The organism is Nocardia sp. NPDC059236 (assembly GCF_042754085.1).
GTDB lineage: Bacteria > Actinomycetota > Actinomycetes > Mycobacteriales > Mycobacteriaceae > Nocardia.
Window position 1 is genome coordinate 330,426 of record NZ_JBHZAF010000001.1, and the last position, 25,480, is coordinate 355,905.

The window sequence follows — 25,480 nt, forward strand, 5'->3', positions numbered from 1 at the left end:
TGAACGCGCGGGCGGGCACACGCCGTCGGACTTCCCGCTGGTGCGGGTGAGCCGTGACGACATCACCGGCTGGGAGCGGGATTACGGCCGGCTCAGCGACGTGTGGCCACTCACACCGCTGCAGTCGGGGTTGTTGCTCCACGCCGTTATGGCCATGCCGTCCGCTTCCGGCGTCGCCGACGTCTACAACGTGCAGACGGTGGTGCGACCCGGTGGGGCGATCGACCGCGATCGGCTGCGACAGGCCGGGCAGGACATCCTGCAGCGCCATGCGAACCTGCGCGCGGCCTTCGTCTTCGACGATTCGGGCAAGCCCATGCAGGTGGTGCCCGAAACAGCCGAACTGCCGTGGCGTGAAGTCGATCTGGCCACGGTGGACGATCTCGTGGCGCTGGCGGCACAGGAGCGTGCACGTCGATTCGATCCGGCCCGACCACCGCTGCTGCGCTTCACGCTCGCGCGTGTCGCGGAGGCGGAGCCGGTGCTGATCGTGACCTACCACCACATCCTGTTCGATGGCTGGTCGGTGCCGCTGGTACTGCGCGATCTGCTGGCGCTCTATGCCGGTGTGCCGCTGCCCGCGCCGGACGGATCCTTCCGCGACTACCTCGCCTGGAACCACGACCGGGACGCGGCCGCATCCACTCGGGCCTGGCAGCGAGCCCTGGACGGTGTGGCCGAGCGGACCCTGGTCGCCCCGCCCACCCGCTTCCGCGAAAGTACGGTCACGACAGGGGAATACCGGTGGTCTCTCGATGCGGAGACCACCCGCGCACTCGTCGCGACCGCCGCCGAAATAGGTGTCACTGTCAACACCGTGGTGCAGGTGGTCTGGGCAATTCTGCTGGGGCGCAGGCTCGGACGCGGTGACGTGGTCTTCGGCGCGACCGTCTCCGGTCGGCCCGCCGCACTGCCCGGCGTGGAATCCATTGTCGGACTGTTCATCAACACCGTGCCGGTGCGTGTGCAATTCGGTCCGCGCATGCCCGTGGCGGATCTGCTGCGCGCGGTGCAGGTCGAACAGGCCGAAATGATCGAACACCACCAGCTCGGGCTGAGTGAGATCCACGCCGCCGCCGGCCTGCGCGACCTGCTGTTCGACACGGTGCTGGTCTTCGAGTCCTATCCGGTGGACGCCGAGCAACTCACCGCCGCGGTCGCCACCCTCGACGGCGTGACCGGCGGGCGCCTCGAACTCACCGACGCCACCCACTATCCGCTGTCGGTCACCGTCGATCCGGGACTCGAGTTGAGAGTTCGAATCGGTTATCTCCGAGATGTTTTCGATGAGTCACAGGTGGCCGAGATCGGGGCCACCATGCGGGAACTGCTGACCGCCATCGCCCGCCATCCACACTCGACCATCGAGGAGCTAGCATGACCCGGCGCCTACCGCTGACACGTGCGCAGCAACACGTCTGGGTCGCACAGCAACTCGATGCCACCGGGCAGCGTCTGATCGTCGGCGGCTACGTGCAGATTCACGGCGCGCTCGACGAGGAGGTGTTCGAGCGGGCACTGCGCCTCGTCACCGCCGGGGCGGAATCACTGCGCGTGCGCTTCGACACCGAGGCCGACGGTTCGCTCGTGCAGGTGGTGGAAGAGGTGCCGGACTGGCCCTTGCACCGCAACAGCTTCCGCGGCGCGGCGGACGCGCACGGGGAGGCGTTGCGGTTCATGGAGGCGGCCCTGCAGCGGCCGTTCGACCTGGGGCGCGCGCCGCTGTTCGAACACCATCTGCTCGATGTGGGCGAGGCGGGCACGCTGTGGTTCATTCGCTCGCATCACGTGGTGCTCGACGGGGCGTCCTCGGCCGCCTTCATCCGGCGTGTCGCCGACACCTACACCGCGCTGCTCGACGGGTGTCCGGTGGAGGAATCGGTGTTCGACCGGGTGGCGGATCTGGTCGCCGAGGACGAGCGGTTCCGGACTTCCACGCGGTTCGCGGCCGACCGCGAATTCTGGGCGCAGCGGCTCGCCATCGGCGGGTCCTACGAGCCACCGCAGTTCGCCGCCGCGCCGGCGGCCGCGGACGGTAATCGGTACCTGCGGCAGGCCGGGGTGCTCGCCGAAGCCGAGTGGAAGACACTGCGCGCCCGGGCGGATGCCACCGGGACCCCGTGGCCGGTGTGGATGCTCGCCGCCATCGCGCTGCTATTGCACGCGGATTCGGGCACGCGCACGGTCACTGTCGGTTTGGCGGTACCCGCCAAGCGCTCTCGGCACGCACTCGGTATGACGGCGAACATCCTGCCGCTGCGGATCACGGTCGATCCGGCCGCCACCCTCGGCGAGCTCCTCGCCGCCGTGCGCGCCGAAACCCTGATCATCCTGCGCCACCAGCGTTTCCAGTACGGCGATATGCTCGCCGACCTGGGCGGGAGCGGGCTCCAAGGCGGCATTCTCGGGCCCACCGTCAATGTGATGCCCATGCAGAAGGATCTGCGCTTCGGATCCGAATCCGCCTCCCTGCGGCATTTGGCGGCCGGACGCTCCGACAATCTGAACATCAGCGTCTACGACAACGGCGATCCGGCGCTGTCGGTGGTGCTGGAATCGACGGCGCTGCGGTACTCCGAGCGCGACCTCGCCGCGCACCACCACCGGCTCACCGAGACCGTTGCCGCCCTGGCCGTGGCCCCGGAGGAACTCCCGCTCGGCATGCTGCGGCCCACACCGGATCCGGCCGGGCCCTCGGTCACCGACGACGTAGCCGAAACACTCGTCGATCGATTCGACCGCATGGTGGCCGCGAACGGTGGGGCCGTCGCCGTGGTGCACGGCGACGAGCAGCTCACCTATGCCGAGCTCGACGAGCGGGCTCGCAGACTGGCCCGGATCATTACCGGATACGGCGTCGGCCCGGGGGAATTCGTCGGCCTCGCACTACCGCGCTCCATGGATCTCATCGTCGCCATCATCGCGGTGCTGCGCGCGGGTGCGGCCTATGTACCGCTCGATCCGAGCTATCCGCCGGGACGGCTGCGTGCGGTCCTCGACGATGCCGCACCGGCGCTCGTACTCACCGGTGCCGGAGTCGAACTCCAGGAGGGGATCTCGGCCGCGCCCGTCCTGCGCATCGGGGACCCGTTGCAGGTCGTTCCGAGCGAACACGCTGTGCCGCGGTCGCCGCAATTGCCTGCCTACGTGATTCACACCTCGGGAACGACCGGCCGCCCGAAGGGCGTGGTCGTCACACACGCGAATGTGGTCCGGCTGCTCACCGCGACCCGGCCGTGGTTCGAGTTCGGGCCCGATGATGTCTGGACCCTTTTCCACTCCGCCGCATTCGACTTCTCGGTGTGGGAGATCTGGGGAGCGCTGGGCCACGGCGGCAAGCTGGTCATCGTCGACGCCGAGACGGCCCGATCGCCGCGTGAATTTCTCGAACTGCTGGTGACGCAACGAGTCACGGTGCTCAATCAGACGCCTTCCGCCTTCGGCATGCTGGTCGACGCCGAGGCGAGCCGGCCGGCCGAAAGTGACCGGCTCGCACTGCGTTACGTGCTGTTCGGCGGTGAGCCGGTGGAGCCGTGGCGGCTGGCCGAGTGGTGGGCGCGGCATGATCCGCGGGCGCCGCGCCTGGTCAATATGTACGGCATTACCGAGACGACGGTGTTCACCACCGGAACGCCGCTGACCGGTGTCGCGTCGGCCGGCGAAATCGGCACGGCTATACCGGATCTGGCCGTGTACATCCTCGACGCCGCGCTGCGACCCGCCGCGCCCGGGGTGCCGGGTGAGCTCTACGTCGCCGGTCCCGGCGTCACCGCGGGATATCTGCGTCAGCCGGGCCGCACCGCCGTGCGCTTCACCGCCGATCCCTTCGGCGGACCCGGCACCGTCATGTATCGCAGCGGTGATGTGGCGCGGTGGACCGAGGACGGGACACTCGAATACCTCGGGCGAGCCGACCGGCAGGTGAAGATCCGTGGCTTCCGCATCGAACCGGGCGAGATCGAGGCCGCCCTGTGCGCACTCCCGGCGGTGTGTGCGGCGGTGGTGCTGATCGTGGAACACCGGCCGGGTGACCGGCGGCTGGCCGCCTATGTCGCCGGCCCGGGTATCGATATCGGCGCGGTGCGCACCGCGATCGCCGAACGGCTTCCCGCACATGCTGTTCCGTCGCTCATCGTGGCGGTCGACGCCATCCCGACGACCTCCAACGGCAAGATCGACGAACGCGCTCTGCGCGCGCTCACCATTGATGGCACGGCACCCGCCGACGGTGCTTCGCCGCGTGGCGATGCCGAGGCACGGCTGCGCGCCGTGTTCGAGGAAGTGCTCGGGCACAAGGGTTTCGGCGTCGACGACGGCTTCTTCGCCATCGGCGGGGACAGCATCCTCGCCATCCGGCTGTCGGACCGGGCCCGTGCCGCCGGGCTCGCGATCACACCGCGGGATGTGTTCGAACACCAGAGTATTCGTGCGCTGGCACGCACGGTCGGGACGCCGTCGCCGGTGCCCGCCCGGGCGGCGGCGAGCCCGCTCGCCATGCGCGACGGCCGTACCTTCCTGCCCGCGACGCCCTTGCAGGCCGGGCTGTTGTTCCACTCGCTGTACCAGGGCGGGGAAGGCGAGGACCCCTATCTCATACAGGTTGTGCTGACGGTGGACGGCCCGATCGACGCGGAGCGGCTGAGCGCTGCCCTGCGCGCGGTGCTCGATCGACATCCGCACCTGCTGGGCCGGTTCGTCGTGGATGGCGATATGCCGGAGTACGAGATTCGCGCTGACATCGAGTTGCCCTGGCGGGTAGTGGATCTCGGCGATCCGACGTCGGGCCGGCGTGACGAGGCGCTGGAGCGGGTGTGCGCCGAGGACGCGCACCCGGAGCCGCTGGTGGGTCCGCTGCTCACGGTCACTCTCGTTCGCACCGGGCCGAACTCCGCCACCCTGCTGGTGACGCACCACCATGCGCTGCTCGACGGCTGGTCGCTGGGCATCCTGCTCCGCGAACTGCTGCTGGGCTACCGCGGCCTCGAATTGCCCGCTGCCACACCGTTCACCGCATTCCTCGAATGGTCCGCGGCGCAGGACCGCGACGGTGCGCGCCGGGTCTGGGCCCAGGCCCTCACCGGAGCCGAACCGTGCAAGGTCGCGCGGGCCGACCAGCGGCGGTGGCGGCGGCCCGAGGAGCGCAGCTTCATCCTGCCCGCCGCCACGGTCACCGCGCTGCGCGAACAGGCCGCGGCGCACGGGCTGACGCTCAACTCGATGATCCAGGCGCTGTGGGCGCTGGTGATGTCGAATCTGACCGGAAGCGATGACGTCGTCTTCGGCATCACCGTCTCCGGCCGCGATGGCGGTGATCTGGACGGCGCCGTCGGACTGCTGATGAATACCGTGCCGCTGCGGGTGCGCACGCGCGTGTCGGAGACGCCGATCGAACTCGCGGTCCGGATTCAGCGGGAACGCGTGGCGTTGATGGAGCACGACCATCTCGGGCTGCCCGACATCCTGGCGGCGGCGAGCGCGAGCGACCTGTTCGACACCTCGCTCGTCTTCGAGAACTTCCCCATCGATACCGCTCTGCTCGACGATCCGGACACGGACCTGCGGGTGACCTCCGTGAATGTTGTCGGCGGAACACATTTCCCGCTGACCGTCATCGTGGAGCCCGCTGCGGGGGCGCTGACCTTCCGAATCGCGGTGCAGCTCGAACAGGTCGATGCCCTCACCGAGGTCGACGAGCTGTGGTCGCGCATCCTCGCCGCCGCGGCGGCGCTCACCACACCGCGGCAGTCCCCGGTGGGCCGGCTCGACCTGCTGCCGCCCGCGCACCGAGCCGAACTGCTCGCCGCCGGACGCGGCGCGACGGCCGATATCGAGAATGGCGGGCTCGGACAGTGTTTCGAGTCGACCGTACGGGCGCACGCACACGATGTCGCGCTCTGGTGCGACGGTGCGGAGCTCACCTACGTCGAGTTGAACGCGCGCGCCAATCAGGTCGCTCGCTGGCTGCGCGCCCGTGGTGCGGGACCGGGCGTGCCGATCGGCATCGCATTGCCGCGCTCGGTCGATCTCGTGGTCGTTTTTCTCGCCATCGCCAAGTTGGGCGCGGTATGCGTACCGCTCAGCGACCGCTACCCGCCCGCGCACGTGCGGCGGCTGCTGGCGTTCACCGGTGCCGAACTGGTGATACATGAACTCGACGGTGCGGCAACCGAGTTCGACGACAGCGATCTCGGCGTCGCCGTGCCGGCCGATGCCGTGGCCACGCTCATGTTCACCTCCGGATCGACCGGTGCGGCCAAGGGCGTGGAGGTCACCCACCGCAATATCGTGACGCGCGCCCGCGATCGGATCGGCCGGGACGACGGGCATCAGCGGATGCTGATGCATCTGCCCTACACCTGGGACATGGTGGTGTGGGAGATGTGGCTGCCGCTGCTCAATGGTCACACCGTGGTGCTCGCGCGCTCCGGCGTCCTCGATGTGCACGACTACAGCGAGGTACTGCGCGCTGGCCGGGTCACCTCGATCATGCTGTCGCCGGGCCTGTTTCACATACTGGCCGAGCAAATTCCGAACGAGCTCGCCGCACTGCGGATGATCGCGTCCGCCGGTGATGTGCTGCCGCCGCACGCCGCCGCGGCCGTGCGGCGCGGCGAGCACCCACCCGTGGTGAGAAATCTGTACGGGCCGGTCGAAGCGACCAGCTTCGTGCTCAGCTTTGCGCTCCCGGACGACATGTCGCCGGACCGGCCGGTCCCGGTCGGACGCCCGGCCGACAATACCCGTGTCGCGGTACTGGACTCGGCGCTGCGACCGGTACCCGCCGGGGTCACCGGTGAGATCTACCTGTCCGGCGCGGGACTCGCCAACGGCTACCACCGCGAACCGGCGCGCACTGCGGAGCGGTTCGTCGCCGACCCGTTCGACGCCGCCGGTGGGCGGATGTACCGCACCGGTGATCTCGGGCGCTGGGACACCGACGGCCTGCTGCATTTCCTCGGCCGTGCCGATCGGCAGTTGAAGGTCAACGGTTTTCGCGTCGAACCGGGAGAGGTAGAGGCGGCCATCCTGCGCGAGCCCGGCATCACCGCGGCGATCGTCACGGCGCGCCGGGCCGCGAGCGGACAGTCGCTCATCGCCCACGTCGTCGGGGACGGCGCCGTCGATACCGCCGCATTGCGCACCCGGCTGGCCACAACCCTGCCCTCGTATCTGGTGCCCTCGGCCATCGTGGCCATGGACGAATTGCCGCTGACCCCCATCGGCAAGCTCGATGTCGGCGCGCTGCCCATGCCCGTGGCCGGTGAGCGCGTTCCCGTTCGCACACCACGGCAGCAGGTCATCGCGACCACGTTCGCGCGGGCGCTGGGTGTGGTGGAAGTCGGACTCACCGATGACTTCCTCGCGCTCGGCGGCAACTCGCTGTCCGCGATCCGCATAGTCGCGGGCTTGCGGTCCGCGCTCGGAGTCGCGGTGTCACTGCGTGATCTGTTCGAATCGCCGACCGTCGCAGCCCTCGACCAGACCCTCGAACGCCGCGGAACCGGGGATCTCCCGCACAGCCCCCTGTCACTCGGGACAGTCGACATCGCCGCCGTGCGCCGAACGGACCCGATCCCGCTCACGCCCATCCAGCAGGGGCTGTGGACCGTGAATTATCTCAGCGGCAACCGCCCCGACTATCTGATCACCACCGGGATCGAACTGCACGGTCCGCTCGACATCCCGGCGGTGGAAGCGGCTGTGAATGATCTGGTCGAACGGCACGAAATCCTGCGCACCGTGCTGCCGTACGTCCTGGACGGTCCCATCCAACGCATCCTGCCGATCGAGTCCGCACGGCCGGACTTCCGGGTTGTGGATATCTCCGGCGGCGAAAACGTCGATAGTGCAATCGATTCCGAGCTGCGACGGGGCTTCGACCTCACCACGGAAACGCCCCTGCGCATCCGCCTCTACCGCTCGAGCCCCGAGCACCACATCCTGCTCGGCGTAATCCACCATGTCGCCGCCGACGGCGAATCCCTGCCTGTGATCCAGCGGGACCTGCTCACCGCCTATCGTGCCCGTGCTACCGGACAAGTGCCCCAATGGTCCACTGCGGCAACACAGTTCGCGGACTACACACTGTGGTTGAGGCGATTGCTCGAGTCCGGGGACGCGCACGGCCGCCTGCTGGCCCGGCAGGCGCGCTACTGGCGCACCGCACTCGACGGGCTGCCACCACATCCGGTGCTACCCACTGATCGTCCGCGCGCCGAACGCCGGGAGAACACCGCGGCAGCCGTCCCCGTCCACCTCGACGCGGCCACCCACCGCGCCCTCGCCCGCGCCGCCCGCACCCACCGCGCCAGCATCTACATGCTCGTCCACACCGCCCTCGCCCTCGCCCTGTACGACCGCGGCGCGGGCCCCGACCTGCCCATCGGCGTCGCCCTGAGTGCCCGCGACGCCGAGGGCCTGCAGGACCTGGTCGGCTGCGTAGTCGATACCGCGATCGTCCGCGTCGACCTCTCCGGCGACCCGCCCCACTCCGACCTCGTCCAACAGGTCCGCGAACGCGTCCTCGCCGCCTACGACAACAAGGAGTTCCCGTTCGACAACCTCGTCGAACTCCTCAACCCACCCCGCTCCCGAACCCACCACCCGCTTTTCCAGGTCATGGTCACCTACCTTCGCGGAGGCGAAATCGCCACAGCCGGAGCCGAACTGACCATCCGCCACCGCCCGGTCCCGGTCCGCCACATCCCCTGGGAACTCCTGCTCAACCTGCGTGAGGAGTACACCCCCGATGGCGACCAGGCCGGGATCCACGGCGAAATGGTCTACGCCGCCGAACTTTTCGACCACCCCACCGTCGAATCCATTGTCACCGCGATGACCACCGCCCTGGAGACGCTGTGTACCGAACCGGCGGACACCGCTCACCCGCACCACCGGGCAGAGCTCGGAGACCAGGTCCCACACCACCCCTGTGTGTAGGCCGACGGCCGATCCGGAGTCGGTGATCTGCGAGTCGCGGCGAGCGCACCCCGGCTGAGGAGCCAGGCGGGATCTCCTACAGGCTCGCCGTGCGGGGCGTCGCCGGGCCGAGGCGACGAAGCGCTACGGCGTGCCGTCGGAGGTGGGCGTCCGGCGCGTTCGACCGCTGGTTCTCGGACCCGTCGAGACCGTCGAGTTCGAACCCGACGGCCCGTTACGTTTTCGATGAGGCCGTAACAATTTCGGTAAACGGGTAGCGCCGAGCGCGCCTTCGCACTAGCTTCTACTCGAAGTCAAACTCGAACTCGAATCGACTACGAGTATTATCGGCTGGACCGCATGCGGCCCTCGATCCACAGGAGTACGACCATGGGCACCAAGCGAATTGTCTTCATCGGGGCCGCAGGAGAGATGTGTCGGCTTGCCATTGAACGGTTCGCCGTCGCTGATGGGGACTGGGAACTGGCCCTCTACGACATCCGTCCCGAGCTGCTCGATCAGCTGGTGCAGCGGCTGCCGTCCGGCCTGGCGACCGCCGCACGGCTCGACCTGTACGACCGTGAAGGGCTTCGCGAGGCCATCGACGGGGCCGCGCTGGTGGTACTCGGCGCCGGTCCGTACATCCGCACCGCCGGCCCCGTGATGGAGGCGTGCCTGGAGGCCAAGGTGCCCTATCTCGATTTCGACGACGACATCGAGAGCACCCTGCACGCGCTGTCCTTGCACGACGACGCCCGAGCGGCCGGGGTGCCGATGTACATCGGTTGCGGTGCGTCGCCCGGCTTCACCAACGTGCTGGTAGCCGACGCGGCCGGCGAGCTGGACAGGGTCGAGAACATCGACGTGTACTGGGTAGTCGGCGATGAGCGCGGATCCATCGGCCGCGCGGTTCTCGACCATATGCTTCGGGTCGCCGCCGGCCCCTGCATGACCTGGGAGAACGGCGGACCGGTGTTGCACCAGTCCTGGCTGGAGACCCGCTGGACGGAGCTGGGTGCCGGACTGGGGCTGACCATGGTGCACGAGACCGCTCACCCGGAGCCGGTGACCTTGCCGCGAAAGTACCCGGATGCCAAGAACATTCGCTGCTTCGGCGGGCTGGATCCAGCACCCTACAACGGCATGGTCCGCGGCGTCGGCCTGGCCGTGCAGACGGGGAAGATGCCCATGGAGAAGGCCATCGACTTCCTGGAAGCTCTGATGACCAACAAGTTCGGCAGCGTCAAGGGCTGGCGCAACGCCCTCTCCGGTATGTGGAACCTCGTGCGCACCGGGGAGGCGACGCGTACCGAGCTGATCAAGTTCCTTGCCTTGGCGGCGGTGGGCCATACCTTCCCCCACAAGACCGCCCTGAAGGTCGAGGTGACCGGACTCCGAAACGGCCTGCCAACGGTGGTCACCCGCCGTACCCCGGTGAGTGGACCTGGCACCTATCTGTTCACCGATATGGCCGCGGCGACGGGAACGGCGTGCGCCGCGTTCATGGTGGTGGCACTCGACGAACAACCCGGAACCCGCGCCGGGGTATTCACGCCTGAGGAATGGGCCGAGCCGGAGCGGTTCTACAAGGCCCTCGAACGTGTCGGCACCCCGCGCGAGGAGATCTTCGAGGTCTCGCACTAGGCGCCGGTTCATCGACACGTCAAATATCGAGCCTCGGAACAAGGTTGGTCATGGATCTCAAAACCGCACTGTATGCACTCGCCGATCTCCTCATGATCGTCGCCGGGTTCACCACCGGCTGGAAGTTCATCCGGAACTACGGAAACTACTTACTCGGCCTCGAATGGATCATCGTCGCGACATCGGGAACCAACTTCCTCATTTACGGGCTGGTCGGCGCCAACGAAACCAGTCCGATGTATCACCTCGCATTCTTCTTCGACGCGTTCTCCCGGTCGGTCGGAATCACCGTGATTCTCGTCCTGGGTCTGATGCAGGTCACCCACGGGTTCAAGCCTTCGCTCGCCGTCGATATCGGCGTCTTCGGGCTGGCCATCGCAGGTGGACTGGGAATGTCCTTCTTCGCCGGTGAACTCGGGCTCGCCGGGGCCATCTTCTATGTCGTGATGAACGCCCTGACCACCCTGTTCCTGCTCTATTTCGCGTGGCGGCTGTGGAACATCGGTGAGCGCGGTAACGCGATTGCGGTAGCGGCCGTCTCAGCCGCGGCAGCCACGATCGCCGGGATGTACGACTTCTACCGCATACCCGGCGACGACGAGCACCACACGATCTTCTACATCCTGGCCCTGACCACATGGGCCTCCCAAATGGTCGTGTACTACTTCGGCTATCGCGTGCTGCAAAATAGCAATGACCGAATTGCAACTGGTCGAGCACCAGGGTCCTCGGTCGCGAGTTCGGCGGCAGTGTTCGACTGAGTTGATGCCGTCGCCGAAGCCACCTGGTTGAAGGACCTCGAACGCGAAAACTCCACCCTGAAAAGGCTTCTCGCCGAAGCTGAGCTGGAGAAGGCAGTCCTGAAGGAGATCGCCAAGGGAAAGGTCGGTCCATCGCAGGTTTGTGATGGACCGACCTCCCTCATGCCCGCATTCTGGCGAGGCTCGGGGGTGTTCAGTTCCCGACGGAACGCGCCTGGCGCCCGTCCATCAGGTCCTCGGCCAATGCCCTGAGCCGGATGGCCGGTCCGCCGGTCGGGTAGATCCCGCCGACCGCGAAGGCGCCGACGATGGCGAGGTGGAGCTGATCGGCGAGCCGATCGCCGTCCGGGACGCCGAGCCGTGCCGTCAGCGCGCGGAGCCGTCGCGCGAGTTCGTGTTCGTGCTCGGCGCACCGCTGCCGGATTTGCTCCGATTGCGCACTGCTGAATTCCGCGGCTGTGTTGACGAAAGCACAGCCGCGGTAGCCCTCTCGCGTCGCGACGTCCTGGATCCAGGCGAGCTGGGCGTCGAGTTCGGCCCGTGCGTCGGCGTGGCGCGACGCGGTCTGGTCCCAGCGGGCCCAGAACCGGTCATCGCGCTGCTGCAGCACCGCGAGAACGAGGTCGTCCTTGGTGGGGAACCAGCGATACAGGCTCGCCTTCGCCATCCCTGCCCGCCGCACCACCTCATCGACACCGATGGCGCGTACACCGTTGTCGTAGAAGAGGTCGGTCGCGATGCCGACGAGTTTGTCGCGCACCGCGATTCCGCGCAGCTGCCTGGGCTTTTCGGTCACGCTCGCTCCGGTGCCTTCACCGTGATCGCGGTCTTGCCGAAGCCACGCCGGTCCTTGACCCACTGCTGGGCATCGGCGGCCTGGGTGAGATCGAACTCGGCGCCGACGACGACGCGGACCGCGCCCGAATCGACCAGCTCCGCGAGGGCCGCGAGGGCCGTGGGATCGGGTTCCACCAGGCACGAGGCTGCGCGGATACCTCGCTCCGCCGCGGCGGCCTGGTATCCCTTGACCGACCATGCGGTCGCCAAGGCGATCGCGCCTCCGGGCGTCACGCGGTCGAACAGCGAAGCGCCGAAATCGAATCCGACCAGATCGATCGCCGCATCGACCTTCCCGATTGGCGCGACAGCGTCCGGATCGGTGTAGTCCACGCAGGTGTGCGCGCCCAATTCGTGCAGTGCGGCATGGTGATCGGGACGCACCAGGGCGGTGACCGTGGCGCCGCGCGCGACCGCCAACTGCACCGCGAGGTGACCCACGCCGCCGGAGGCGCCACTGATCAGCACGTGCTGACCGGCGCGTGCCCCGACCGCGTCGAGCATCTGCCAGGCCGTCAGCGCGGCCATCGGCAAGCACGCCGCCTCTGCGAAGGAAGCCGACTTCGGCATCGGCACAAGCTGATACGCGGGCACGGTCATGTATTCGGCGTACGTGCCCGCGGGATAGGGGAACCAGGCCAGACCGTAGAGGCGGTCGCCCACGGCGTAGCGGGTCACTCCATAGCCGACCGCATCCACCACACCGGCGACGTCCCACCCGGGGATGCAGGGCAGCCGCATGGACTGCTCATAGCCGGAATTGTTGCCGGTGTGCATGTCGATCGGGTTCACGCTGGTCGCCCGCACCGCGATACGGACTTCACCCGCGGCGGGCTCCGGCCGTTCGACGTCGGCGATCTCCAGTGGCGATCCCCAGTTCTCGTGCCGGGCCGCGCGCATGGTGGTAGTGCTCGGCCGGCGAGCGCCGACGATCATGACGCCCGCACCAGGGCGCTCGCGTCGACGCCGGACTGACGGGCGACCCCGGCGACGTCGAAGTGGAAGCTCTCCCAGCTCACCCGGCCGTCCCGGAAGCGGAACAGAATGAAGACCGGCACCGAGACCCGATTGCCGTTCGGCACTGCGCCGTTGAAGGTGAACGCCGGAGTGAAGGTGATCTGGCCCCAGCAGCACAGGGTCTCATCATCGAGCCCGTGGCCGTCCAGCCGGACCTCGTAGTCGGGCGCGAACGCGAACCATCCCCTGATCGCGCCCTCGACCTCGGTCCCGGCGTAATGGGATTCGAGCGACGGCGATTCGAGTACGGCGTCCGGGTGGTACACGGCCATTGTGGCCGCTACGTCCTGTCGGCTTTTCGCCTGTGCCAATCGTTCGACGATCTGGACGGCTTCCCGCACGTCCAGTGTCTGCGCAACCATGTTCGACTCGCCTCCATCGGGCCAAAATCGAGACTGATCTGTCTCGATTTCAAGGTAGCGGCGGGGCCGCACACGCGTCAAGCCGGGCGTGCGTCGGGCGGCCGCGAGTTGGCATGCCGACTACCGCGCCCGGATTTCGTTGGGGCCCCACGCCTCTCGCTGACGCGAGCGGGCGCGCTCGGCTAAGGCCGCAGGTTCCTCACCTGCGGCCCTTGCCATTTCATGCCGCTAGACCGGCGCGCTGGAGGTGAGCTTCGCTCGGCGCAGGGCGCGTAGTTCGTCCGCGCGGGGGTCGGCCACCTCATGGGATTCCGGAGCGTCGAAGACGCGAACGGTGCGGGTGGTGGTGTCGAAGCGGGACCAGCCCGGGTCGCCGTGGGTGGCGAAGCGCACCCAGGCGCGATGCACCTCGTCGGCCAGCGGCTGCGGTGGGTTCGGGCCGGTCAGGGTGTGGCCGGCGGCGAGTTGGTCGAAGACGAAAGGGACCTCGATGACGTGGCAGGCACCCAGGTCGGCAATGGCCGAGCGCCAGGCGAATTCGTAGACGTAGGCCGGGTTGCCCGCTGCGGCGGTGGATTCCGCGATGCGCATGGCGTCATCGCGGAAGACGAGGTCGGTGAGGACGGCGGCGAACACGTCCGCGGGTGTGGCGTTCGGGCGGTTGGCGGCGTAGCGATCGGCGACCGATGGATCCAGACCGTAGCGCGCGAGGAAATGCGGCAGCGTCTGGTCGGTGATTCCGGCGGCGAGACCGGAGGGGAAGGTGAAGAATCGGAATTCCTCGGCGGTCCATCCGGTGAGCAGGGGTACGGTCCGATCCGGTTGGGCGGCAATGATATCCGCCGGACGGTCCGGGATCACATCGCCGTCGATCATCGGGAAGAAGCTCATGATGCCGAGTCCGTTGGCGACGATCGATGCACCCCAGCGGTCCGGATCCGGGTCGGTCATCAGCGCCAGCGCGAGCGAATCCTGGGCGCTGCGCAGCTCTTCTGGTCCGAGCCGGCCGAAGGCGGACGCGGCCGGTTCGATGCCGAGCAGATCGGCCAGCTGCCGTGCCACCTTGCCCGCGTCCTCCGCGGTGGCGACCGCGGAACCATTGGCGCTCTGTGCGATCGCGCGCCGGAACAGCCCGCGTGCCCGCGGTGACGCGAGCAGCGCCACCACGCTCATCCCGCCCGCGGACTCGCCGAAGACCGTGACATTGCCGGGATCGCCACCGAAGGCCGCGATGTTCTCGCGCACCCACTCCAATGCGAAGATCTGGTCGCGCAGACCACGATTCGACGCGGAACCGGGAATCGCGGCGAACCCGGAGATGCCGAGCCGGTAATTGATCGACACCACCACGACGCCGTCGCGCGCGAAGGCGGTGCCATCATAAATACGCCGGGCGTTCGACCCACGGACGAACGCGCCGCCGTGAATCCACACCAGCACCGGCAGACCGGACCCCGTGTGATCGGGCGTCCACACATTGACGTTCAGATACTCGTCGCCGGGGATCCCGTCGCTGCCGATGAGGGCGTGAATCGGCGCCGGATACGGGGATTGCACACAGGTGGGTCCGAATTCGAGGGCTTCGCGCACCCCCGACCAGGCCTCGACCGGTCGAGGGGCTTCGAACCGGGCGGGCCCGATCGGCGCTGCCGCGTAGGGGATGCCGAGGAAACGGGCGACGCCGCCCTCGCGCGTGCCCAGAACCTTGCCGCCGGTGACGGACACGATCTCTGCCATCTTGAACTCCTTCGCCGACTTCAACTATCGCGCAGCGATCGCTGGGCGGACCCGATTCCGAATTTTCAGGCTGCGGTGCGCGCGACTCGATGCATGGGCGCGAGACGCGCGCCGAGGAGCGGGCGACGCGGCGATTTGGCAGAGCGGAACGGTACGAGACATGTGGTGGACCGGACGTCTACTCACCGAACCGACTCACGTCCCCGGAATCCCGGAGGCGGCCTCCGTAGAAGTCAGAGCAGTGCGGGGTGCTCATGAGCGGCTTCCCCGCCGGAATTCGGCTCGGCGGCGGCTTCGTCCAGGCCCACCCCGGACTGGATTCGGCTGCTGGTACAGCACCAGCCGATCTCGGTCACCATCGATGCCATCCGCGCGCTCGCTGAGAGCGGTCGTCGGCCAGGCCGTTGCTGGTGAGGCTGGTGTGGTCGCTGGGGGCACCGCACGGGTTCGCGGTTCCGGCCGCGGTGGGCAACAATCCGCCGCTCGGGCATACCCGTGGTTACGATCGGGGTGTTGGAGCCCAACTCGTCGAAGCAAATGAGCGGGCATGGTCGAACGGAAAAGTGACGGAACGCAGCCTGACCTGCGGATAGGGGTCGCCGAGGAACTCGCCGCGGCCGGGTTGGACGATGCCCTGGAGATCGGGCGGGGCGGGTTCGGGGTCGTCTACCGGTGTCATGAGCATTCGCTGGATCGGCTGGTCGCGGTGAAGGTGCTCGATGCGCGGTCGAGCGGGGATGAGCGGGAGCGGTTTCTCCGGGAACAGCGGGCGCTGGGCCGGTTCGGCGGGCATCCGCACATCGTCCAGGTGCTGTCCGCCGATGTCACGGTCACAGGGCGGCCGTATCTGGTCATGCCGTTCTTTGCACTCGGGTCGCTGCAATCGCGGATTCGGGAGCGGGGGCCGCTGCCGTGGCAGGAGGTGCTGTCGGTCGGGGTGAAGATCGCCGGTGCGCTGGCGGCCGCGCACGGGCACGGGATGGTGCATCGCGATGTGAATCCGGCCAATATCCTGCAATCCGACTATGGCGAGCCGTTGCTGAGCGATTTCGGAATCGCCCGCATCAGTGGGGCTTTCGAGACCAGGTCCGGACTCATCGCCGGGACACCGGCATTCACCGCGCCCGAGGTGCTGCGGGGAGCCGAACCTGCCGAGGCCGCCGACATCTACGGCCTGGGCGCCACCCTGTTCTGCCTGCTCACCGGGCACGCCGCCTTCGAACGCCGCGAGGGCGAGTCGATGGTCGCGCAATTCGTGCGGATCACCTCCGAGCCGGTGCCCGACCTGCGGAACAATGAGGTACCGGCAGCGCTGTGCTCGGCGCTGGAATCCGCTATGGCACAGGATCCTTCGGACCGGCCCGAGACCGCAAGCGAGTTCGGTGACCGGCTGCGCAATATCGAATTCGCCTCCGGGCTCATCGTCGACTCGATGGCGCTGCCGGCCGATGTCGGAGCCCGGACGGTCACACCGCCTGTTCCCGTCCCGCCGCCGCGTTCGAGCTTGGCGCCAGCACCGACGCCGTCCACCCGGTACCGTCCGCCGAGCGCGCCGCGGCAGCCGGTACTGCGCGGGCGTCTGCTCGACCGGCTGCGGGAGGGGCAGGGCCGGCGGCTGGTGCTGATCCACGGACCCGTCGGATTCGGGAAGAGCACACTGGCCGCGGAATGGGTGGATGTTCTTGCCGCCGAGGGTGTTCGGGCGGCCTGGCTCAGCGTGGACGACGATGACGACAATGTCGTCTGGTTCCTGACCCATGTGGTGGAGGCGATCCGCTACGCCCATCCGGGTGTGGCCGCGGATCTGGAACAGCTGCTCGAGGAGCATGCCAGTGATGCCGCGCGGCACGTCATGACCACCCTCATCGACGAGATCCACAACAGCGGCGAGAACCTGGCGCTCGTGATCGACGACTGGCACCGGGTGACCAGCGCCGCGACGGTGGCCGCGATGGAATTCCTGCTCGACCACGGCTGCCATCACCTGCGGGTGATCGTCACCAGCCGCAGCCGTACCGGACTTCCGCTGGGGCGCATGCGGGTTCGTGACGAGCTCACCGAGATCGACGAGTCCGCACTGCGATTCGACGACGCGGAAACCGCCGCGTTCTTCGCCGACACCGGCGGGCTGACCCTCGCCGCGGCCGAGGTCGAGCGACTGCGCGAATCCACCGAAGGGTGGGCGGCGGCACTGCAACTGGCCTCGATGTCGCTGCGCGGCCGCGACGATCCGGGCGCGTATATCGATCAGATCTCGGGACGGCACTACGCCATCGGGGAGTACCTGATGGAGAACGTCGTGGACACCCTCGAACCCGAACTGCTCGAATTCGTCACGCGGACATCGGTTCCGACGCGCATCAACGGTGAGCTCGCCGAGGTGCTGACGGGCGTGAGCAACGGCCAGGACATGCTCGAACAGGTGCGGCAGCGAGATCTGTTCCTGCGCAGCATCGACGACGATCTGCGCTGGTTCCGCTACCACACGCTGTTCGCCGACTTCCTGCGCGAGCGGCTGATCCGGCAGCATCCGGGACTGCTCGAGGAACTGCACCTCACCGCCGCGCAGTGGTTCGAGGCCCACGACATGCTCACCGAGGCCGTCGATCACCTGCTCGCCGCAGACGAACCCCAGCGGGCCTCCCGACTGGTCGCCGAGCACGCCGGGCAATTGATAGAGCAGTCGCGCATGGGGACGCTGCTCGGGCTGGCGGCCAAACTGCCGGGCTCGCTCACCGCGTCGAATCCGAAGCTGCAGCTGAACATCGCCTGGGCGAACGTAGCCATACAGCGCCCGGCCGCCGCGGAGACCGCCTTGGCACGCGCGGAGACAGCGCTCGCCGCGGCCCGCGACCACGATGGCGAATCCGCCGACCTCGAGCTCGAGATAAAGCTGGTGCGGATCAGCCTGGCGCTCGCGACCGACCAGACGGCGGTACTGGCGCCGGAGCTCGCACAGGCACGGGATTCGGTGCGGCCCTTCATGGCCCACGGGCTGGCAGTGGGGGCGATGATCTCGGCGCTGTATCGCTTCGACTTCGCCGAGGTGCACAGCTGGTATCGCTGGATCGAACCGTACCGAGACCGGGCGCGCGGACCGTTCGGCCCGGTGTACTGCGACTGCGTCGACGGGAGCGCCGCCTACGAACAGCTCGATGCCGGCACCGCCGAGGCCCGGTTCCGCACCGCGCTCGGTCAGGCGCTGCAGACGGGCAGGCAATCGCAGGCCACCCGGCTCGCCAGCGCGCTGCTCGGCGAATTGCTGTACGAGAAAGGCCAATTCACCGAGGCCGAGGAACTGCTCGCGGGCGGGCTCGGCGTCGAGGGCGGGGCGGTCGAGTTCCAGATGGCGGGCTACGGCACCGCCGCCCGCCTGGCCGCGGTGCGCGGCGACTTCGACGCGATGAACGAGCGATTGGACGAGGGAACCAAGCTCGCGGCGAACATGATCCTGCCGCGGCTGGCAGCCCGCATGATCAACGAACGCATCCGGCTGGGTCTGCCGATCACCGACACCGACCGCCGCGACCTCGAACACCTCGAACCGTATACCGCCCATCCCGATGCTCCCACCGCGATGGCCGCAGAACTGGCCCACGAATCGGCCATCCGGCTACTCCTCGGCAAGGGCACCCCGGCAGCGGCCGAGCAGGCAAGCCGGCAAGCGCAGCGCCTCGTCGACGTGATTTCCACCCAGAACCGCCCGCGCGCGCTCACGAATGCCGAACTCCTGTACGGCTGCTGCCTGTCGGCCGCCGGCCGGACCGCGGACGCGGCGAAGTTCCTCGAGCCGACCCTGACCCGCTGCGCCGGACAAGGCTTGGTGCGCCTGGCCGTCGACGTGGGCCCGCAGCTGCAACCGGTAATCGAAACCCTGTACGGTGCAACGACATCAGCCCAGCACCTGATTCGAGCATTCCTCCGTCACGTGCTCACCGAGTTCGAAGACGTACCGCTCCACCGCAACAACTCACCTGAAAACGGCTGACACGGCACAAGGTCGCCCCGGGCCTCGCAGGTTCGCACCCGCCGGCTCGGCGTTGCGGTCGGAGATCCGGGTGAGTCCGAAGTTCGGCGGCTCGGTGCGGTCGGCATCCAGCGATCGACAGGTCGTCTGTGCGTGCGCTTTCGAGGCTTGGCACGCCGAGGGGGAGGGGATGACAGGGGAATCGTGCGAACTTGTGGCAACCTTGCCGGGGCTTCAGCGAAGGCTGGGATTGCGGATCGAGGAGCGGTGTATGGCGAAGATGGGCAGGCGGAAGCGGTCTCGGCTCATTACCCAGGGGGTGATTACTTCCGGGAAAGCACTGCGGGTGCTGGATGCGCAGGGGGCGAAGGCGGAGTCCGTCGTTTCGGAGGCTACAGCGTCAGCCGTTTCGGAGCCGGTGGCGGTGGCGGCGGTTGCCGCAGAGGTTGCGGAGACTGGTGCCGCGGCGACGGGCGGAGCGCCGGATATCAAAGCGCTGGCCGAGCGGGTGAAGGCGCGGCGGCGGGAGTACGGGTGGACGCAGGCTGAGGTGGCCAAGAAGGGGCGGGCCGTCGGCCGGGGTGATCAGTCAGATCGAGCGGTGCCTGGTCGAGGCGCCCGCGGGGGATGTGCTGCACAAGCTGGATGCGGCGCTCGAGTGGCCGGCGGGGACGGCGGACGGCATTCTGCGCGGGGCGTCGGCCGAACTGGTGGGTGCCGCAAAGTAGTTGCGGCAGTAGGCCCCGATCGGATCGTCGATCGGGGCCTCGCCGTATCGATCGAGGCCGTGCCGTATTACGTGTGGGCAGCGCCGTCGATGCGGATCTCGGTGCCGCTGATGAAGCGGCCGTCATCGGAGACCAACATGGCGATGACGCCGGCCACGTTCTCGGGGCCCGCCAGTTCGGCCGGATTGTCCTGGGGCAGAACGGCGATCAGGCGGCCGAACAGCGACCAGTCGCTGTCCTGGGGGAGATAGCCGGGGTGGCGTCGGTGATGCCGGACTTGATGCCGCCGGGGGCGACGCTCACCGCGCGCAGGCCCTGCTTGCCGTATTCGAGGGCCAGGACATGGGTCAGGGTCTGGATGCCGCCCTTGCTGGCGGAGTACGCGGCCATGTACGGGTGGGCGAAGTTCGCCGAGGTCGAGCTGAAGTTGACGACCGTGCTGCGCGGGTTGGCGAGCAGGGCGGGCAGGGCCTCGCGGATCACCAGGAAGGTGCCGGTGAGGTTGACATTGATGATCTGGTTCCACAGATCCAGCGACGTCTCGTGGGTGTGGGCCGCGCGCAGCATCCCCGCCGCGTTCACCACCGCGTCCAGTCCGCCGAGGGCGTCGATGGCGGTGCGCACGCCCGCGACCACCTCGGACTCCACGCCGATATTCATCTCGACGGTGGTCAGCCGCGCGGCGGTGCCCGCTTCGGCGGCCTGCTTGCGGGTCAGGGCGAGGCCCTCGGCATTGACGTCGGCGCCGGCGACGACCGCGCCTTCGGACAGCAGACGGAGGACGGTGGCCTGGCCGATACCGGATCCGGCGCCGGTCACCAGAATGCGGCGCTGCTCGAGACGGTTCATGGATCACTTCCTGATCGGTGGAACTAGTTTCTGACACGATATGCCGAAAATGGCACGTCGCGCCATCAAACGTTTTCGACCTCGGTACAGTTCCCGGGTGACCAGCGAGCGAAACCGTGCCGGACGCCCGGCGCTCAGCGAGACCCGACGGGCGGCCACACGCCGGGAAGTGGCGTTGGTGGCCGCCCGCCTCTTCATCGAAAACGGTTATGCCGCAACGACCGTGGACGAGATCGCGGCGGCCGCGGGGATGGGGCTGCGCACGTTCTACCGGTACTTCGCCGGGAAGGAGGACGTCGTCGCGCCGCTGCTCGCCATCGGAACCCAGGCCTGGGCCGACGAACTCGCCGCCTGCCCGCCCGAACTGTCGCTGCGGGAAGCCCTGAGCCGCTCGTATCGCACCGCCACGGTCGGCACGCTCGCGATCGAGGGCATCGCCGAGAGCCGCCTGCGCCCATTGGTCCGGGCCGCAACTCAACTGCCCGCCCTGCGCGCGACCTGGCTGCGCGTCCAATACGACTGCGAAACCCAGCTCATCCCGATCATCGCCGCCCGCACCGGCCGCCCCGCCGACGACCTGGACGTCGCGCTCGCCGCCGCCATGGCCAATACCGCCGTCCGCCTGGCGACCGAACTCTGGGCGGCGGGGGAGGCGTCCGGCTCCGCCGCCGACGTCGTCGACACCTGCCTCGCGCGCCTCGCCGCCAACAGCTTGCTCTAGCCCTCGTCGCCGAATCCCGCCGCGCTCACACCGCTGGTTCCTTAAGCGAACTACCCGGTCCGCGTTAAGCCTTCACACCTACCGTCGGCACGCGGTGCTCGAGGTGGGAGGGTCTGGTGTCGGAATCCGATGTGCTCAACGCGGACGAATCGGTAGACGGCGTGCCGGAATCAGCCCCGTCGGAACGGGATTCGGGCACCGAAGAGGCTGCACCCGCCAGTGCCGCTGCAACCGGCGGAGCAGCGGGGTCGGTACCCCGAGGGGATGGCGAATCCGGCTCGGGGCATTGGCATATCGCGACGCGCATCGGGTTTCGGTTCGGGGTGCTGTATTTCGGTTTGTTCGGGCTGGCGGGTGTGCTCGGTCTGGTGCCTATTCTGTTAGCGGGCTTGGGAATCGATACCGGATGGGCTTCGGTGCACAGTGTGCTGGCCTGTACGCGGCCGCCGGTCGAGTGGACCGCCACCCATGTGCTGGGGCTGCGGGTGACCAGTACCCAGGTGGGTAGTGACAGCGGGTTCCAATGGGCCGCACTGTTTCTCGTAGTGGTGGTTGCCGTGACGGGAACGGCGGTGTGGTCGGTGGCGGACCGGCGTCGGCCGCGCTATACCCGCTCGTACGCCTGGGTTCGGCTGTATCTGCGGTTCGTGCTCGCTGTCGCGATGTTCTATTTCGGGATGGCCAAGGCGATTCCGACGCAAATGCCGTTCGTGCTGAATCGGCTGGTCGAGCCCTTCGGCAATTTCAGTCCCGAGGGTGTGCTCTGGTCGCAGGTCAGTGTGTCGCAGCCGTACGAGATCGCATTGGGCGTCGCGGAATTGCTGGCCGGTGCACTGCTGGTCGTGCCGCGCGCCACCGCGGCCGGTGCGCTGCTGTGCGCGGTGGATATGACCCAGGTGTTCCTGCTCAACATGACCTACGACATTCGTTTGAAGACGGTCTCGTCACAGTTCCTGCTGCTCAGCCTGTTTCTGCTCGCGCCGCACGTGCGCCGGCTGCTGACCGTGCTGTTCTCCGATCGCGCCGCACCCGCGATCCGGCCGGTCCCGCTGTTCGGCTCGGTGAGAGCAAATCGGATCGCACTCGCGGCCCAGCTGGTGGTCGGTCTGATCCTGCTGGGGGTGGCCGGTGCGCAGAACTGGCGGCAATGGGAGCACCCCGCGCCGGAGCTGTACGGGATCTACCAGGTGGACGGCTTCTCCTCGGAGGGCTACAAGCGCGATCCGCTGCTCACCGACCAATTGCGCTGGCGCCGAATCGTGGTCGACCGGCCCTTCCATGTCTCCGACCCGGTGGTGCTCACCATTCAGCACATGGACGATTCCTTCGAGGTGTACGGCGGCACCATCGACGCGCGGCGGCATTTCATCGATCTGCATCACCGCATCGCCCTGGGGACCTTCGAGGAGACCCCGGTGCGCGTGCGCCTCAGCTACTGGTGGCCGGGTCCCGGCAGGATGGTCGTCGATGCCGACGACTACTCGGGTCATCGCATCCACGCCTGGTTCACCCAGCTCGATCCGAAGTCGTTTCCCTTGCTGGAGCGCGGTTTCAGCTGGGTTCAGGAACAGCCCTACAACCGCTGAGCGTCGGCCGGAGTGGCGCGCAGGCCGTCGAGGGTCACCGAGATCAGGCGTTCGGCGGCGTCGGGTGTGGTCTCGCAGGCGACGCCCAGGCCGTGCCCGAGCCGGATCAGGTCGCGCGGCTCGATGTCGGCGCGGATCGTGCCCGCCTCCCGTGCCGCCTGTACCAGCAGGGAAGCCGCCCCGGTGATCGCCTCGCGGCACAGCGTGAAGGTCGGCGTGTTGTGGTCCATGCCCGCCTTGAGCGTGGTGGCGAGGACGCGATTGGCCATCACCCACTCCACCTGTTCGCGCATCCAGTACTCGAAAGCCGTTCCGGCCGTGTGGGTTTCGAGGAGGTCGTGGGCGCGTTGGCTCAAATGCTCGATGCTGGAACGGTAGACGGCCTCGATCAGCGCCTCACGATTGGGGAAGTGCCGGTACAGGGTGCCGATGCCGACCCCGGCGCGGCGCGCGATCTCCTCGAGCGGCGCCTCGGGGCCCAGTTCGGTGAAGGCCTGCTGGGCGGTGGTCACGATCCGCTCATAGTTGCGGCGCGCGTCGGCGCGCATCGGCTTTCCGGTCGACGGTGCTTCCACGAACCCTCCACTAGAAACGGATGGGCCCTCCGGTTAGGCTTGCGCAATTGGAGGAACCCTCCATATGATAACTCCATCGGAAACGGAGGCATCCTCCGTTTGTATCCCATTCGATGGAGCATTCCTTGTCGACCACCCTTCCCTCGAGCGCTGCCGTGCGCATGCCGGCACCCGCTCGAGCCCCCCGACTCCGGTCGGGAATTGTGCTGGCCACCTTGTTGACCTGCCAATTGATGATCGTCCTCGACATCACCGTGATGAATGTTGCGTTGCCGCGCATCCAGACCGACCTGCACTTCAGCGCCACCGGCCTGTCCTGGGTGATGAACTCCTACAGCCTCGCCTTCGGCGGATTACTGCTGCTCGGCGGCCGCGCCGGTGACCTGTTCGGCCGCCGCAACCTGTTCCTCGCCGGCGCCACCCTGTTCACCCTGGCGTCGCTCGCGGGCGGGCTGGCGCCCTCCGCGGGCTGGCTGCTCGCCGCGCGCGTCGTGCAGGGCATCGGCGGGGCCATGGCCGGACCCAACACCCTCGCCCTGCTGACCACCACCTTCAGCGATCCGAAAGCCCGGATGCGCGTACTCGCACTGTTCTCCGGAATGTCCAGTGCCGGTTTCGCTATCGGCCTCATCGTCGGCGGACTGCTGACCGAATGGCTGAGCTGGCGCTCGGTGCTCTTCATCAATGTGCCGTTCGGGTTGATCGTCGTGGTGCTGGCGCTGCGCTACCTGCCCAGGGCGGAGCGGCAGCCGGCCCACCTCGACCTGCCCGGCGCGCTGACCGCCACCACCGGCGTGGCCGCTCTCGTCTACGGCTTCATCAACGCCGCCTCGGATGGGTGGGGGACTGCCACCACCGATATCTCCCTGGCGGCCGGCGCGATCCTGATCGCCGCGTTCCTCGCCATCGAATCCCGTGCGGCCCAACCGCTACTGCCGCTGCGCCTGTTCGCCGACCGCAATCGCGCCACCGCCTACGCGAACATGTTCCTGGCGCCGATGGCGGGCATGTCGATGTTCTTCTTCCTCACCCAGTTCCTGCAGGATGTGCTCGGATTGAGTGCGCTGGCAACCGGTTTCGCCTTCCTGCCCACCGCTGTGCTGATGTTCACCATGATCCGGCTGATCCCGCGCCTGCTGCCCCGCTTCGGCCCGAAACCGGTGACCGTCACCGGTGCGGCCCTGATGGTGGCCGGCCTGGTCCTGCTCACCCAGCTGACGGCCGACAGCGGCTACTTCCCGCTGCTGTTCATCGCCATGATCCTGATGGGATGCGGTATCGGCCTGTCGGTTTCGCCCCTGAACGTCATCATCATGTCGAATGTCGACACCCACGAGGCGGGCGCGGCGGGCGGCGCACTGCAAACTCTCCAGCAGACCGGTGCCTCCCTGGGCCTGGCCATCCTGGTCACGGTCTTCGGCACCGCCTCCCGCACTGCCGGCGGCTCGGCCCAGCACGCCTTGGTCGGCGGCATGACCACCGCCTTCGCGGCCGCCGCCGCCATCGCGGCCCTCACCTTCGTCGTCGCCCTCACCTTCCGAGCGGTCGGTCCGGCGGCGACAGCGGCCCGGCGCGGCTAGCCCCGGCGGTATCCAGGTCGGGTCAGGTCACCGGCGTGCGGCCGAGGCTTCATCGAACGATCGGCCCACCACGAATCGTGGTGGGCCGATCGTCGTCTACCGAATCCCACTGCCCCACACGGCGGTCAGCCACACCTGCCGGACGGCGGCCATGTTGCGGGCGGCGGCCGCGGTCCGCCGGGGGCTCCTGGTTGTCG

15 protein-coding genes and 2 pseudogenes (1 of these 17 running past the window's edge) are annotated in these 25,480 nt (G+C 68.1%); 10 read left to right on the forward strand and 7 right to left on the reverse strand.

The features are described 5' to 3' along the window. The 5 genes and pseudogenes from ACFXIV_RS01705 to ACFXIV_RS01725 form a co-directional block, all read left to right on the forward strand. Positions 1-1,381: the final stretch of an amino acid adenylation domain-containing protein gene (locus ACFXIV_RS01705; RefSeq protein ID WP_379395400.1), read on the forward strand. 9,044 nt of this gene lie to the left of the window's left edge; the window shows 1,381 of its 10,425 coding nt (coding positions 9,045-10,425); the start codon falls outside the window, past its left edge; its stop codon occupies positions 1,379-1,381. Further along, a complete protein-coding gene (locus ACFXIV_RS01710) occupies positions 1,378-8,940 on the forward strand; it encodes an amino acid adenylation domain-containing protein (RefSeq protein ID WP_379395397.1) in 7,563 nt (2,520 codons plus the stop codon). The genes ACFXIV_RS01705 and ACFXIV_RS01710 overlap by 4 nt, the downstream gene beginning before the upstream one ends. A 369-nt stretch (positions 8,941-9,309) precedes the next feature. Beyond that, positions 9,310-10,563: a saccharopine dehydrogenase family protein gene (locus ACFXIV_RS01715; protein ID WP_379395395.1), complete on the forward strand. Its 1,254-nt coding sequence runs from the start codon at positions 9,310-9,312 to the stop codon at positions 10,561-10,563. Positions 10,564-10,613: 50 nt separating this feature from the next. Beyond that, a complete protein-coding gene (locus ACFXIV_RS01720) occupies positions 10,614-11,324 on the forward strand; it encodes a transporter (protein WP_379395393.1) in 711 nt (236 codons plus the stop codon). Between the two features lie 15 nt (positions 11,325-11,339). After that, a pseudogene (locus ACFXIV_RS01725) lies at positions 11,340-11,462 on the forward strand (IS3 family transposase); the annotation flags it as partial. Between the two features lie 55 nt (positions 11,463-11,517). Here the strand turns inward: ACFXIV_RS01725 and ACFXIV_RS01730 are convergent. The 5 genes from ACFXIV_RS01730 to ACFXIV_RS01750 all read right to left on the reverse strand — a co-directional run bounded on the left by ACFXIV_RS01730 (position 11,518) and on the right by ACFXIV_RS01750 (position 15,645). Further along, positions 11,518-12,120, reverse strand: a complete 603-nt coding sequence (locus tag ACFXIV_RS01730; RefSeq protein WP_379395391.1) for a TetR/AcrR family transcriptional regulator — start codon at positions 12,118-12,120, stop codon at positions 11,518-11,520. Then, a complete protein-coding gene (locus ACFXIV_RS01735) occupies positions 12,117-13,097 on the reverse strand; it encodes an NADP-dependent oxidoreductase (protein ID WP_379395390.1) in 981 nt (326 codons plus the stop codon). Before ACFXIV_RS01735 ends, ACFXIV_RS01730 begins: the two co-directional genes overlap by 4 nt. Beyond that, a complete protein-coding gene (locus tag ACFXIV_RS01740; protein WP_379395388.1) occupies positions 13,094-13,540 on the reverse strand; it encodes a nuclear transport factor 2 family protein in 447 nt (148 codons plus the stop codon). The genes ACFXIV_RS01735 and ACFXIV_RS01740 overlap by 4 nt, the downstream gene beginning before the upstream one ends. Before the next feature lie 228 nt (positions 13,541-13,768). Then, entirely contained in the window at positions 13,769-15,277 is a 1,509-nt protein-coding gene (locus ACFXIV_RS01745) for a carboxylesterase/lipase family protein (RefSeq protein WP_379395386.1), read from the reverse strand. 233 nt (positions 15,278-15,510) lie between these two features. Then, entirely contained in the window at positions 15,511-15,645 is a 135-nt protein-coding gene (locus tag ACFXIV_RS01750; protein ID WP_379395384.1) for a hypothetical protein, read from the reverse strand. A gap of 179 nt (positions 15,646-15,824) precedes the next feature. Here ACFXIV_RS01750 and ACFXIV_RS01755 point away from each other — a divergent pair, with 179 nt between their 5' ends. Then, positions 15,825-19,265 (forward strand): protein kinase, encoded by a 3,441-nt coding sequence (locus ACFXIV_RS01755; protein ID WP_379395382.1) that lies wholly within the window; start codon positions 15,825-15,827, stop codon positions 19,263-19,265. Positions 19,266-19,825: 560 nt separating this feature from the next. Further along, the gene (locus ACFXIV_RS01760) at positions 19,826-19,972 is read left to right on the forward strand and encodes a hypothetical protein (RefSeq protein WP_379395380.1); all 147 of its coding nucleotides are present in this window, start codon (positions 19,826-19,828) and stop codon (positions 19,970-19,972) included. 67 nt (positions 19,973-20,039) lie between these two features. Here the strand turns inward: ACFXIV_RS01760 and ACFXIV_RS01765 are convergent. Continuing rightward, positions 20,040-20,821: pseudogene (locus ACFXIV_RS01765) on the reverse strand (SDR family NAD(P)-dependent oxidoreductase). A 97-nt stretch (positions 20,822-20,918) separates the two neighbouring features. Between ACFXIV_RS01765 and ACFXIV_RS01770 the strand changes: the two are divergent. Together ACFXIV_RS01770 and ACFXIV_RS01775 are read left to right on the forward strand one after the other, a co-directional pair. After that, positions 20,919-21,542, forward strand: coding sequence for a TetR family transcriptional regulator (locus ACFXIV_RS01770; protein ID WP_379385645.1), 624 nt, complete (start codon positions 20,919-20,921; stop codon positions 21,540-21,542). 293 nt (positions 21,543-21,835) lie between these two features. Beyond that, positions 21,836-23,128 carry a DoxX family protein gene (locus ACFXIV_RS01775; protein WP_379395714.1) on the forward strand — a complete coding sequence of 431 codons (1,293 nt, stop codon included), beginning with the start codon at positions 21,836-21,838 and terminating at the stop codon, positions 23,126-23,128. Here the strand turns inward: ACFXIV_RS01775 and ACFXIV_RS01780 are convergent. Continuing rightward, positions 23,116-23,703, reverse strand: coding sequence for a TetR/AcrR family transcriptional regulator (locus ACFXIV_RS01780; protein ID WP_379395378.1), 588 nt, complete (start codon positions 23,701-23,703; stop codon positions 23,116-23,118). The genes ACFXIV_RS01775 and ACFXIV_RS01780 overlap by 13 nt on opposite strands. 203 nt (positions 23,704-23,906) lie before the next feature. On the opposite strand from ACFXIV_RS01780, the gene ACFXIV_RS01785 reads away from it, so the two are divergent. Then, a complete protein-coding gene (locus tag ACFXIV_RS01785) occupies positions 23,907-25,283 on the forward strand; it encodes an MFS transporter (protein ID WP_379395376.1) in 1,377 nt (458 codons plus the stop codon). The last annotated feature ends 197 nt before the right edge of the window (positions 25,284-25,480 follow it).

Excerpts from the sequence above, each read along its gene's own strand:
- ACFXIV_RS01710 (WP_379395397.1), top strand. The coding sequence starts at position 1,378 with ATGACCCGGCGCCTACCGCTGACACGTGCGCAGCAACACGTCTGGGTC.
- ACFXIV_RS01715 (WP_379395395.1), top strand. The coding sequence starts at position 9,310 with ATGGGCACCAAGCGAATTGTCTTCATCGGGGCCGCAGGAGAGATGTGT.
- ACFXIV_RS01720 (WP_379395393.1), top strand. The coding sequence starts at position 10,614 with ATGGATCTCAAAACCGCACTGTATGCACTCGCCGATCTCCTCATGATC.
- ACFXIV_RS01735 (WP_379395390.1), bottom strand. The coding sequence starts at position 13,097 with ATGATCGTCGGCGCTCGCCGGCCGAGCACTACCACCATGCGCGCGGCC.
- ACFXIV_RS01740 (WP_379395388.1), bottom strand. The coding sequence starts at position 13,540 with ATGGTTGCGCAGACACTGGACGTGCGGGAAGCCGTCCAGATCGTCGAA.
- ACFXIV_RS01745 (WP_379395386.1), bottom strand. The coding sequence starts at position 15,277 with ATGGCAGAGATCGTGTCCGTCACCGGCGGCAAGGTTCTGGGCACGCGC.
- ACFXIV_RS01750 (WP_379395384.1), bottom strand. The coding sequence starts at position 15,645 with ATGGCATCGATGGTGACCGAGATCGGCTGGTGCTGTACCAGCAGCCGA.
- ACFXIV_RS01755 (WP_379395382.1), top strand. The coding sequence starts at position 15,825 with ATGGTCGAACGGAAAAGTGACGGAACGCAGCCTGACCTGCGGATAGGG.